This window comes from Enterovibrio paralichthyis, from assembly GCF_019209835.1.
GTDB classification, from domain to species: domain Bacteria; phylum Pseudomonadota; class Gammaproteobacteria; order Enterobacterales; family Vibrionaceae; genus Enterovibrio; species Enterovibrio paralichthyis.
Genome location: NZ_JAHUTS010000011.1, coordinates 25,491 through 38,180, shown reverse-complemented (window position 1 = coordinate 38,180; position 12,690 = coordinate 25,491). Strand labels below are relative to the sequence as shown.

Sequence of the window (12,690 nt, the reverse complement as noted above, 5' to 3'; positions counted from 1 at the left end):
TTCGGAACTTAAGTGTAAAAAGGAGGTAAACTTCCGGCTTTCTCTGCCGTTAAATATTTCAAGATTCTACCAGACTTTACCGAGATGAAGGACCACGACAAGGCGCTGTATGATCAGCTACTGCCACTGCACGAAAAAGACGGCTTTGACGAGCTGCTTAACAAGCTGACACCGAATGAAACCAACCCTCAGCGTCTGCTTATTAAGATAGAAATCCGCCATCTGATGTCACCCTGTGGCAAACCGGTGGATTTGCGCGGTAAGGTTGCCGGCAACTGCCGCCCCTATTTTCTCCACGGTGCCAACCACTGGATGGATGATGTTGCCATTAACCTCTATCACCGCCGGGTAGATATCTACCAAGGCCAGATGACACTTGGTCTGTTTGAAGAGTTGCACCACACTCCCAACAGCTACCGGGTGCTGCAACGCGAAGGTGGTGAAGTGAAGACGACAGAATCCCTCGATACGCTGGACGCCGTTCCTCTACGCTTCGGTCACTACCTGTCGCGCAGCGAAAACCGCATTCAGATCTCCAGCCGTATCCAGGCATTTCTTTCTGATGGCACGGAAGTCAACGGCTCGACCGTCGATATCTCCCACTCCGGCATGCAGGTGAAGCTTCCTGCCTCGTTCCACTATGAAGTGGGCGCGTCACTGGTTGTTTACTTCCCGCAACTTGGCGATGAATGTCACCTGCCGGAGTTGTTCAGCGGGCTGGAGTACTGCATTGTCGGCAAGGAACTGAATGCTTCCGGGGATACTTTCCAGCGCCTTCGCCTGCGTTTGATGTCGAGTACGGATGCGATTGGCGAGGTGATTGAACAAAAGACGCAGAAAGGCGCTCAGGATATCCGACGGGAAAATGAGGACAAATTCCTCTCTTACCGCACCCGTGCCTACGAGCAGGTATTCTTGGAACAAACCCCTTCCCTGCCGCTGTTTTTTTGTGAAGGGGATTTGCGCTACAGCCTGCTGACTGAGCAAAACCGCGCCATCTGGGACTACTGGCATGACGAACGCAACCTGCCGGTGATCGATAAGCTTTTCAGCCCAAAACGGTTGCAACATTTGGCGATGGATGGCCTTTCCAGCAGCGAAACTCTTATCTACTGCTTCAGCCACCAGCATGGCGACAAAACCTTCTTCTTCTCGGCCTGCGCCACCGAGCTGGATCAGGATTTACGCCACCTTTTTTGGCATGTGGGTTCAAGCCGCGCCTCGTGGCGGGTATTGCGTGTCACCATGGCGCGTATCAATGACGAAGATAATCGCCGCCTGCAGGAAGCCGCCCCGGCCTATATCCAGCAGATTGATGAACTGACGCACATTGCTACCGTGCAGGATCTCACGCTGGAAACCGCAACCCCGGATTTCCGGCTGGCTATAAAGCCCAAGACACCGACCAAAACCCTGAACCGTTTTGTCCATACCCGCGACCCGATTGTGAAGGTTGAAGCGGTTTCCTCTGCCCTGCTGCCACAGCGTAAAGAACCCCGATATCAACACCGCACCCGTACCACCTTGGTTCACCACCAAAGCGGTGAGCTGCAGGGGAAAACCATCGACTTTTCTTCACACGGCCTGAACCTTGAGCTGAACAAGCCATTCACCGGCAGCAAGCTGGAGCAGGTATCGGTGACGTTTGATGACTTAAAGCGGGTCGATCCTAACGCACCTTTGGGCAATGTGCCTTACAAGGTCGTGCAGATCAGTGAAGACAGAACCAATGTAAAGCTGGCCCTGCTCAAAAACCGCAACAGCCAGCAGCGCAGTCACTATCTTCAGCGCCTGATTGAACACAACCAGCACAGGCTGATGGTCGACAGCGAAAGGCTGCCACCGCCGCCGCTACTCCGGGCCATGCACCAAATGTTGCTGACAAGGCTCGCCGCTACACCTTATTTCATTGTGCGCCGCGGTGAGACCCTGCAGGTTTCAGCCATAGGCGCCAACTACCCAAGTGATGAGCTGAGCCGCCTGCTACATAAGAGTGCGGCATCCGGCATGATGTCGCTGGCTCCGGTGCTTGGGGAGCACTTGTCGAAATACATCAATGGCGTCACTCGCCAGCGCAACCGTCTTACCCAGGTGAAACAGGAGTTTTATCTCGCAGCCACCTGCACGACCGAAGGCAATATTGTCGATATCAATGCGAGGCCGCTGGAAAGCTTTGACACGCCGGAAGAGCGAAAACTCTTCATTGCACAGGCCAGGGAGCGGGGTAAATTTTTTGCTGTGCGTAACTGGGTGCAACCATTGGAAGACGGTGAGAAGTGGCTGTCACCGAAAAAGCTCGAGTCTCTGATGCACCTCTCTTCCCAGCGGGCAAGGCAACTTGAGATGGAATTTGCCGACTTGTGTGCGTATGGCGAAATGACGGATATCACTGAGGAAGTCCTGCGCCGGCTTGAAATGGGATAATGCTTTCCTGAAAACAGAAACGGGGCGTCAGCCCCGTTTTTTATGCTCGTGCTTTTACCAACTCAGACGCTGGGGCAGTAAAGAGGCAGAGAGAACACAAAGTACACCACCCAGATCCGCATGACGGATCGCCACCTGCGCTGCCTGCTGCACTTTTGGTTTGGCATGGTAAGCAATCCCCAGCCCTGCCGCAGCCATCATAGTGAGATCATTCGCGCCATCCCCTACAGCCAAAGTGTTGGCCGGGGTAAGCTCATAACCTGCTGCCAGATCGCGCAGGATATCAGCCTTACGCTGTGCATCCACGACATTGCCCGCGACTTCACCGGTCAGCTTGCCGTTTTCAATCACCAACTGATTGGATTCCGCATACGCCAGGGACAAGTCGTTTTTCAGCTTGTCTGAAAACCAGGTAAATCCGCCGGACGCAATGGCGACTTTCCAGCCGCGTGCCTGCAGGCTGGCGGTCAGGCGCTTCATGCCGGGCATGTAAGGGATGTTGTCACTTACCTGCTCAAGCACAGAGACATCCGTGCCTTTCAGCGTTGCGACCCGTTGGCGCAGGCTTTGCTCGAAATCCAACTCTCCGCGCATAGCGCGCTCAGTCACTTCTGCCACCTGCTCGCCCACACCCGCCAGTTTGGCAATCTCGTCGATACACTCAATCTGAATCGCCGTGGAGTCCATATCAAACAGCGCCAGCCCCGGCTCATAGAGGTTGGGAATATTGTCCAGTGGTGCGCAATCCAGTGACATGGCATCCGCCAGAGCCACGATTTCCGGCGACAGCTCACCACGCATCAACAGCACTTCATATGGGCCAACGGTCCAGCCCGCTAAGGGTGCAACCGGCTCGCCGAGCAGAAAGGAAAAATCATCAAGGCAGGCAGGGCTGAGAAAAGGGCCAAATAAAATCCACCCAGCCTGACGGCAATCGGAGGGGCGGAAACCGCGCAAGGTTGGAAAGCGATTCAGCAACTTAACGTGCTTTTTGATGGGATAAACCGAATGTGCATCCATTGCATAAGTTCCTTTTTATAAACTGAGGCTACTATATCAAAGAGTGCGACAGATCACAGCCGTCACAGTTGCGCAATACACTGGCAGGTTGCTTGCAATTTTCCAGCCACAACAGCAAACTGAGCGGGCGCTGATTTGACGCGGGAAAGCATTCACTCCCGCCTAGAGCCTGGAAAGCCTATGCTGAAAATCAATAAAAAACGCCTGAAGAGGCTTTGGCAGTTCATCATTCTGGTGGCGTGTTTTTCAACCGTCATGATGCTGTTTATGTACAGTAACCAGTTGAACAACCGAAACTACAAAATGCTGTTCGACCAGACGGAGTCATTGTCGCGGGTGATCCTGCGCCAGGCTGCGGCAACGGCCTACCCGGCAGTTGCCAACGATGATATTGAGTCGGTACAGCAGCTGGTCGCTCACCTGCAGGACGAACCACTGATCCTTGATGCTGCCATCTACGACATCAAAGGAAACCTGATGGCCAGCTCGCTCGGCGCAATGCCGCTGGAACAGCTTACCGGGCTGAATACTCCATTGTCTGTCGCCAGTATTGGCCGCCAGCAACTGGTGGAGCCAATTGTCGGCAGTGACAACATGGTGGGCTTTGTACGCATCACGCTTGAGCATGGCGAGGTGATCAAAGATGCATCAAACCGCCTTGAGCAAAGCATCAATCTGGTGCGCGCGATGATCCTGGTGGCGATTGTCACAGGCGCCCTGCTGATCTTCACATTCGCTAACCGCAAAGATTTACTGCGTTCAACGTTTTTATTGAAGAGTAACGACTAGTAGAGCGAGAGCGGTACTGGGTACTGGGTACTGGGTACTGGAAGAGAATATCCCAGATAGCAAAAAGGATGGCCGAAGCCATCCTTTTTCGTCTTTGTCTGTCAGCAGAACTTACGCTTCTTCAGCGTCGCCCAGCAGTACAGATTCCAGAGCGATTTCAATCATCTCGTTGAACGTGGTTTGACGCTCTTCAGAGGTGGTTTGCTCACCGGTCTTAATGTGGTCAGATACGGTACAGATAGTCAGTGCTTTCGCGCCGAACTCTGCTGCAACACCGTAGATGCCTGCCGCTTCCATTTCCACACCCAGGATGCCGTACTTCGCCATAGTGTCGAAGAATGCTGGCTCTGGCGAGTAGAACAGGTCTGCAGAGAAGATGTTACCCACACGTACGTTGATGCCTTTTGCTTTCGCTGCATCGACTGCGTTACGGGTCATGTCGAAGTCTGCAATCGCAGCAAAGTCGTGACCGTTGAAGCGGGTACGGTTGATTTTCGCATCAGTAGACGCGCCAACACCGATGATAACTTCACGCAGTTTCACGTCTTCACGTACTGCACCACAGCTACCTACACGGATGATTTTCTTCACGCCGAAGTCTTTGATCAGCTCAGTGGTGTAGATAGAGCATGAAGGGATACCCATACCGTGGCCCATTACAGAGATCTTACGACCTTTGTAAGTACCGGTGTAACCGAACATGTTGCGAACATCACAAACTTGCTTAACGTCTTCCAGGAAGGTTTCTGCAATGTATTTTGCGCGCAGCGGGTCGCCCGGCATCAGAACTACATCTGCAAAATCACCCATTTCGGCATTGATATGTGGAGTTGCCATTTTCTCTTTCCTTTTGATCAAATTTCGGCGTCTAACCGAGGTTTCTCTGGCCACAGCGTGCGCTGTGGCCGGAATAGGGTTTGGAATTACAGGAAGTTTTTTCCGTATTCCATGTCTGAAGTACCGAAGTACGCTGACAGTGTCTGACCGATATCGGCGAAGGTTTCACGACGGCCCAGAGAGCCTGCCGGTACTTTCTTGCCATACACCAGTACAGGAATGTATTCGCGGGTGTGATCCGTACCTTCCCAGGTTGGGTCACAGCCGTGGTCTGCGGTCAGGATCAGGATGTCATCATCCTGCAGCATTGCCATGATCTCAGGCAGGCGGCCGTCAAAATATTCCAGCGCCGCAGCATAACCTGCCACGTTACGGCGGTGGCCGTAGTGGGAGTCAAAGTCCACGAAGTTGGTGAACACAATGCTGTTGTCGCCCGCTTTGGCAATCTGGTCTTTGGTCGCGTCAAACAGCGCTTCCAGGCCGGTTGCTTTCACTTTCTGGGTGATACCGCAGTTAGCGTAGATATCGGCAATCTTACCGATAGACACCACTTCGCCCTGCTTTTCGTCCACCAGCTTTTGCAGCACAGTGGCTGAAGGCGGCTCAACAGATAGGTCGCGGCGGTTACCGGTACGCTCGAACTGGCCTTTACCCGGGCCAATGAACGGACGCGCGATAACACGGCCAATGTTGTAGTCTTCCAGCTCTTCACGGGCGATCTGGCAAAGCTCTAACAGGCGATCCAGACCGAAGGTTTCTTCATGACACGCGATTTGGAACACAGAGTCTGCTGAGGTGTAGAAAATCGGCAGGCCGGTTTTCATGTGCTCTTCACCCAGATCGTCAAGGATTTGGGTGCCTGATGCGTGGCAGTTACCCAGGTAATCAGGCAGGCCAGCACGTGCCAGGATGCGGTCGGTCAGCGCTTTCGGGAAGCTGTTCTCTTTATCAGTGAAGTAGCCCCAGTCAAACAGAACCGGTACACCGGCAATTTCCCAATGACCTGACGGGGTATCTTTACCCGACGACAGCTCTTGCGCATGGCCGTAAGCACCGATGATCTCTGCGTTGGCATCCAGACCTTCCGGGAAGTAGCCAGACGCTTCTTCACACGCTTTACCCAGACCCAGTTTGTTCAGGTTAGGCAGTGACAGTGGGCCAGAGCGGTCTGCGTTGTTGGCGTTACCCGCCGCACACGCTTTCGCAATAGAACCCAGGGTGTTCGCACCCACATCACCGAACTTCTCAGCATCTGCTGATGCACCGATACCGAATGAATCCAGTACCAAAATAATCGCGCGTTTCATGATCGCCTCCTTTAGACGTCTTGTGGGCCGATCTGACAGTACACTTCAGGTGTAGCCGCAGGTGCGGTATCAGCAATTTGCATTGCCGCCTGAAGCTGCTCTGCAGCCTGTTGCCAAGCCGCTTCGTCCTTGGCGTGAATCACTGCCAGTGGCGTGGTGCTGTCAGCCTGCATACCCAGACGGATAACATCGCTGAAGCCCACAGAATAATCAATGGTATCGCTCGCAACACGGCGGCCGCCGCCCAGTCCTACCACTGCCATGCCGATCGCACGGGTGTCCATGGCAGAAACAAAGCCTGAGGTGCCCGCAAACACAGGTTTCACTACGTTTGCTGTTGCCAGGTACTTGCTGTAATTCTCTACAAAATCAAGCGGGCCACCTAGGCCTGCTACCATCTTGCCGAAGCACTCTGCCGCCTTGCCGTTATCCAGCACGGTTTGCAGTTTGTTCATCGCTTCGTCTTTGTCTTTTGCCAGACCGCTGATGGTGAGCATTTCCGCGCACAATGCCATGGTAACGGCATACAGGCGTGGGTTGCGGTATTCACCGGTCAAGAACTGAACCGCTTCTTTCACTTCCAGCGCGTTACCTGCGCTTGAAGCCAGTACCTGGTTCATGTCGGTCAGCAAAGAGCTGGTGCGGGTGCCTGCGCCATTGGCAACAGCCACGATAGATTTCGCCAGCTCTTCAGATTTCTCGTAGGTCGGCATGAAAGCGCCAGAGCCTACTTTCACGTCCATCACCAGCGATTCCAGACCGGCTGCCAATTTCTTCGACAGGATCGATGCGGTGATGAGTGAGATGTTGTCCACGGTTGCGGTCACATCACGGGTCGCGTAAACACGCTTATCCGCCGGTGCCAGATCGCCGGTCTGGCCGATAATTGCCACACCCGCTTCTTTGGTCACCTTGCCGAAAATCTCATTGGTCGGCGTGATGTTGTAGCCCGGAATCGCTTCCAGTTTGTCCAGCGTACCGCCGGTATGACCCAGGCCGCGGCCTGAAATCATTGGGACGTAACCACCGCATGCCGCCACCATAGGGCCAAGCATCAGGGAAGTCACGTCGCCCACACCGCCGGTACTGTGTTTATCGACGATAGGGCCATCAAAATTCATGTGTGACCAGTCAATCACCATGCCGGAATCACGCATTGCACAGGTCAGTGCGACACGTTCGTCCATGGTCATGTCATTGAAGTACACCGCCATGGCAAAAGCCGCGATCTGTCCTTCAGAAACAGTCTCTTTGGCAATGCCCTGGATAAAGAAATTAATTTCATCAGCACTCAGTGCGACGTTGTCGCGTTTCTTTCTGATGATTTCCTGGGGAAGGTACATGGTCGACCTCACATTCAAGGTTGGTATAAAACAGGGGGAGTGCAAGCACTCCCCATCCGGAAGTGCTTAGTAGCCACCTTCCGCCGCTTTGTCACCTTCAACCAGAGTGTGAAGCAGGTTAGCCAGCAGGCTTGATGCACCGAAACGGTAGTGCGCGTTGTCTGCCCACTCACCGCCCAGAATGCGGTCAGCCATTGCCAGATACTCAGCTGCATCTTCAGCAGTACGTACACCACCTGCAGGCTTGAAGCCCACTTTCTCTGCAACGCCCATGTCTTTGATAACAGTCAGCATGATTTCTGCTGATTCTGGGGTCGCGTTCACTGGCACTTTACCGGTAGAGGTCTTGATGAAATCAGCGCCTGCTTCGATAGAGATTTCAGAAGCGCGTTTGATCAGTGCTGCTTCTTTCAGCTCACCGGTTTCGATGATCACTTTCAGGGTCACATCGCCACACGCCGCTTTACATTGTTTAACCAGTTCAAAACCGGTTTGCTCGTCGCCAGCAATCAGGGTGCGGTATGGGAAAACCACGTCAACTTCATCTGCACCGTAAGCCACAGCTGCTTTGGTTTCAGCAACGGCGATTTCGATGTCATCGTTACCGTGTGGGAAGTTAGTCACGGTTGCGATTTTGATTTCAGGTGTACCCTGCTCGCGCAGTTGCTTCTTCGCTACAGGGATGAAGCGTGGGTAGATGCAGATAGCAGCAGTGTTGCCAACCGGCGTTTTCGCACTCTTACACAGTTCGATCACTTTCGCATCGGTGTCGTCATCGTTCAGGGTGGTCAAATCCATCAATTTCAGGGCACGAAGAGCTGCTGCTTTTAGATCGCTCATGACTTTCTCCAGTCTTAATATTTCAAAACCAAGTAACAAATCACAATGCCAGGTTTGGCGTTGTCATCTGATGAGCGGACTTGGCTCCTTGAAGTTTGGTGCTGAACGTTCAGAACCAATCAACCATCCTTGTTGCCGCACACTCTAATCAGAGTGTAATCCCACACGCACCTTGTATCGGGGTAACCCGTGCAGGATGTCGTTTCACTTCCGCTGTCGTGAAACCATAGTGAAATTAGTGAAAACCCACCATTGAAACTTTGACAGCGTTCACCAATTTTACCAATCTTCCCGTGTCAGCACTAGGTGTTACCTGTTTCTGTTGATAAACACTTTGTTGCTGTTGGTGACAGATATCCTAGCTCACTATACGAAGCAGGAAAGCCAGCCAGTGTCTTATTCATGGGGAAACCCGGCACCGGGTAAAGGGCACAAAAAAACCGCCTCGGTTGAGGCGGTTTTTTAACTGAGTGTCAGACCAGATTACATGGTTGACAGCGTCAGGAAGAAACCAGCGATGGTTGCGCTCATCAGGTTAGACAGAGTACCTGCACACACTGCTTTGATACCGAAACGAGCGATGTCGTGACGGCGGGTCGGTGCGATGCTACCCAGACCACCCAGTAGGATTGCGATAGAAGACAGGTTCGCAAAGCCACACAGTGCAAAAGAAATGATTGCTACTGTTTTCGCACTCATTGCTGCGCCAGTTGCCGCAACCAGTTGTGGATCAGCACCAACGTAAGGTACGAAGTTCAGGTAAGCAACGAATTCGTTCACAACCAGTTTCTGACCGATGAAAGAACCAGCCAGCTCTGCTTCTGCCCATGGAACACCAATCAGGAATGCCAGTGGGCGGAAAATCTGACCCAGAATCCATTGCAGCGTCAGGTGTTCCATACCGAACCATGCACCAACGCCACCCAGGATACCGTTGATCATCGCAATCAGACCGATGAACGCCAGCAGCATTGCACCGATGTTCAGTGCCAGTTGCATACCAGAAGATGCACCGCCCGCCGCTGCGTCGATAACGTTCGCAGGTTTGTCTTCTTGCTCGTCATCTGCACCGATTTGCTCGATTGGCTCGTCAGTTTCAGGCTTGATGATTTTCGCGAACAGCAGACCACCCGGTGCCGCCATGAATGATGCTGCAATCAGGTATTCCAGTGGAACGCCCATTGCTGCGTAACCTGCCAGTACACCACCGGCAACAGACGCCAGACCACCACACATTACTGCGAACAGTTCTGACTGGGTCATTTTAGGTACGAAAGGACGTACTACCAGCGGCGCTTCAGTCTGACCTACGAAGATGTTCGCAGTTGCAGACATTGATTCCGCGTGAGAAGTACCCAGTACTTTACGCAGTGCGCCACCCAGGATGCGGATAACAAACTGCATGATGCCCAGGTAGTACAGCACGCTGATCAGCGCTGAGAAGAACACAACGGTAGGCAGTACTTGGAAAGCAAAGATAAAACCGATGCCATCCACAGAGAAGTTAACCAGGCTACCAAACAGGAAGCTGATACCGTCTTTACCGTAGTTAATTACGTTTTGTACAGCATTTGACATGCCGTTCAGCAGGTCTCTACCCCACGGAACGAACAGAACAAAACCACCCAGCAGGAACTGGATTGCAAATGCACCACCAACGGTACGCAGGTTGATCGCTTTGCGGTTGTCAGACAGAAGGACTGCGATAGCGAGCAGTACTACTATCCCAACAATGCTCATAATCAGGCTCATAAAAGGGGTTCCTAAAAAAGTCTTGGCGTCTCGACAAATTGGAGTTTTAGTCCGGTCGCGATTATACGCATGTGAAGCATGGCAAAGGAATGCATGAGTCACGCTTTAAGTGTAAATTTCGCTGCAATTCACTCAAAAAGGTGACGGAGATCGAATTTTGTGACCTAGATCTTACGCAAACGATTAGGCAAACGATGAAATTTGCTTCTGCAATGCAAAACAATTCGCAGCATTTTGTGATGTGCTGTGAATAATTTCCTCTACAGTCACACCTTTTAACTCGGACAGTGCCTTTGCAATCAGCGGTAATTTCTCCGGTGAATTGGGTTGTCCCTGAAAACCACTGACCGGCATGTCCGGCGCATCGGTCTCCAGCACCATAGCAGCCAGCGGCAACGCCGACACCGCATTGCGTGTTTTATTGGCGCGTGGATAAGTAATCGTACCTCCTATACCGAGCATAAAACCGCGCTTGATATAGTTAAGCCCCATTTGCTCGCTGCCGCTGAAAGCATGCAAAACACCGCGCACAGCTGGAAAGTCGTTCAACACCTGCAAAAGTTCGTTATGCGCTTTGCGGCAATGCAAAATGACCGGCAGTTTGTACTTCACCGCCAAAGCAAGTTGCTCACGCAGTAAATGAAGCTGTCTTTCCTGTTGGGGATTTTCAATGGCAAAGTCCAAACCGCATTCGCCGATAGCCACACACCCTTTGGGAGACGTCGCTAACCATGCGTCTAACTTAGCGATGTCTTCGTTTTGGTGTTCAGAGAGCCACACCGGATGCAATCCCGCGGCAAAGTAAATCGAAGAGAAGCGCTGGCTGAGGTCATCTACCCTTTGCCAGTTTTGCCGGGAAACGGCGGGGACAATAAGATGGTGGACGCCTGCATCGTGACTGGGGGAAAGCCAATCCTCAGGGCTTTGGTCAAAAGGTGGGAAATCAAAATGGCAATGGGTATCAATCATGGTCGACCAGAAATGTTGAGTCTCTCTTTTCAAGCTACCGCAACATTGGCGTGCCGTACAGCAGGTATAAAAAAACCGGCGAAGCCGCCGGTTTTTAACGTTGTGCAGATTAGCTGGTCAGGTCGTCGAAGAACTTCTTCACGCCGTCAAAGAAACCTTCCGATTTCGGTTTGTGTTTCTTCGCGGCTGTTCCACCCAAGGTTTCTTCAAACTCACGCAGCAATTCTTTTTGCTTGCTGCTGAGGTTAACCGGGGTTTCAACCACCAATTTACAGATCAAATCACCAAGGCCACCGCCACGGACTGACTGCACACCCTTGCCACGCATGCGGAACATGCGGCCGGTTTGGGTCTCAGGTGGCACTTTCAGGCTTACGCGGCCGTCCAGTGTTGGGACTTCCACTTCCCCACCTAATGCCGCCATGGTAAAGCTCACCGGTACTTCGCAGTAAAGGTTGTTACCATCACGGGTAAAGATATGGTGGTCGCGAACATGTACCTGAACGTAAAGATCGCCCGCTGGCGCACCATACTCTCCTGCTTCCCCTTCGCCGGTCAGGCGAATACGGTCACCGGTATCGACACCGGCCGGGATCTTAACGCTGAGGGTTTTGGTTTTCTGAACGCGGCCCTGGCCATGACACTTGTCACATGGGTCTTTGATGATTTTGCCGCGACCGTGACAGGTTGGACAGGTTTGCTGTACAGCAAAAAAGCCCTGGCGCATTTGTACCTGGCCCTGACCGTGACAGGTTCCACAAGTTTGTGGTGAAGAGCCCGGTTTGGCACCGCTGCCGCTACAGCTGTCACAGCTTACATAAGTCGGTACTTCAATCTCTTTGGTCACACCACGGACTGCATCCTCAAGGGTCAGTTCCATGTTGTAGCGAAGGTCTGCACCACGCTGCGCGCGCGCCTGACCACCACGACGGCCACCGCCGAAGATGTCACCAAACACGTCACCAAAGATATCGCTGAAGTCTGCGCCGCCGCCGAAGCCACCGCCGCCACCCATACCGCCTTGCTCAAAGGCTGCATGACCGTATTGATCGTACGCCGCACGCTTCTGGTCGTCGGTCAGTACTTCATACGCCAGCTTCACTTCTTTAAATTTATCCGCAGCGGTATCGTCACCCGGGTTTTTGTCCGGGTGATATTTCATCGCAAGGCGCTTGTACGCCTTTTTGATGTCGCGCTCGCTGGCATCACGGCTTACGCCCAGCACTTCATAAAAATCACGTTTTGACATGTTTTACTTGTCACCTGCTTTTCTACTAAACGAATCGATTTTTTTCGCCCAGTATCATACAACTACGGGCGAAGGAGAAAACCCTCCCACGCCCGTGCGAAATAATATCGGTTATTCCTTTGGGACTGATGTTGAATTTGTTATTCCAACATCAGCCTCG

10 protein-coding genes are annotated in these 12,690 nt (G+C 52.6%); 2 read left to right on the top strand and 8 right to left on the bottom strand.

Annotation, left to right across the window (positions count from 1 at the left end):
* Nucleotides 1-84 precede the first annotated feature (84 nt).
* A complete protein-coding gene (locus KU854_RS14085; RefSeq protein ID WP_218359121.1) occupies nucleotides 85-2,424 on the top strand; it encodes a PilZ domain-containing protein in 2,340 nt (779 codons plus the stop codon).
* A gap of 54 nt (nucleotides 2,425-2,478) precedes the next feature.
* Here the strand turns inward: KU854_RS14085 and serB are convergent, their stop codons facing one another.
* Nucleotides 2,479-3,444 carry a phosphoserine phosphatase gene (gene serB, locus KU854_RS14080; RefSeq protein ID WP_218359120.1) on the bottom strand — a complete coding sequence of 322 codons (966 nt, stop codon included), beginning with the start codon at nucleotides 3,442-3,444 and terminating at the stop codon, nucleotides 2,479-2,481.
* Nucleotides 3,445-3,624: 180 nt separating this feature from the next.
* On the opposite strand from serB, the gene KU854_RS14075 reads away from it, so the two are divergent.
* On the top strand, nucleotides 3,625-4,233 hold the full coding sequence (locus tag KU854_RS14075) for a YtjB family periplasmic protein (protein ID WP_218359119.1): 609 nt from the start codon (nucleotides 3,625-3,627) through the stop codon (nucleotides 4,231-4,233).
* Between the two features lie 111 nt (nucleotides 4,234-4,344).
* On the opposite strand, the gene deoD is transcribed toward KU854_RS14075, so the two are convergent.
* The 7 genes from deoD to dnaJ all read right to left on the bottom strand — a co-directional run bounded on the left by deoD (nucleotide 4,345) and on the right by dnaJ (nucleotide 12,530).
* A complete protein-coding gene (gene deoD / locus KU854_RS14070) occupies nucleotides 4,345-5,070 on the bottom strand; it encodes a purine-nucleoside phosphorylase (RefSeq protein WP_054779793.1) in 726 nt (241 codons plus the stop codon).
* Nucleotides 5,071-5,156: 86 nt separating this feature from the next.
* Nucleotides 5,157-6,377 (bottom strand): phosphopentomutase, encoded by a 1,221-nt coding sequence (locus KU854_RS14065; RefSeq protein ID WP_218359118.1) that lies wholly within the window; start codon nucleotides 6,375-6,377, stop codon nucleotides 5,157-5,159.
* An 11-nt stretch (nucleotides 6,378-6,388) separates the two neighbouring features.
* Nucleotides 6,389-7,720, bottom strand: a complete 1,332-nt coding sequence (deoA, locus tag KU854_RS14060) for a thymidine phosphorylase (protein ID WP_218359117.1) — start codon at nucleotides 7,718-7,720, stop codon at nucleotides 6,389-6,391.
* Nucleotides 7,721-7,786: 66 nt separating this feature from the next.
* Nucleotides 7,787-8,560 carry a deoxyribose-phosphate aldolase gene (gene deoC / locus KU854_RS14055; protein ID WP_218359116.1) on the bottom strand — a complete coding sequence of 258 codons (774 nt, stop codon included), beginning with the start codon at nucleotides 8,558-8,560 and terminating at the stop codon, nucleotides 7,787-7,789.
* A gap of 483 nt (nucleotides 8,561-9,043) precedes the next feature.
* Entirely contained in the window at nucleotides 9,044-10,312 is a 1,269-nt protein-coding gene (locus tag KU854_RS14050) for a NupC/NupG family nucleoside CNT transporter (RefSeq protein ID WP_218359115.1), read from the bottom strand.
* Between the two features lie 183 nt (nucleotides 10,313-10,495).
* Nucleotides 10,496-11,281: a TatD family hydrolase gene (locus KU854_RS14045; protein WP_218359114.1), complete on the bottom strand. Its 786-nt coding sequence runs from the start codon at nucleotides 11,279-11,281 to the stop codon at nucleotides 10,496-10,498.
* 109 nt (nucleotides 11,282-11,390) lie between these two features.
* A complete protein-coding gene (dnaJ, locus tag KU854_RS14040) occupies nucleotides 11,391-12,530 on the bottom strand; it encodes a molecular chaperone DnaJ (RefSeq protein ID WP_218359113.1) in 1,140 nt (379 codons plus the stop codon).
* Nucleotides 12,531-12,690 lie beyond the last annotated feature (160 nt).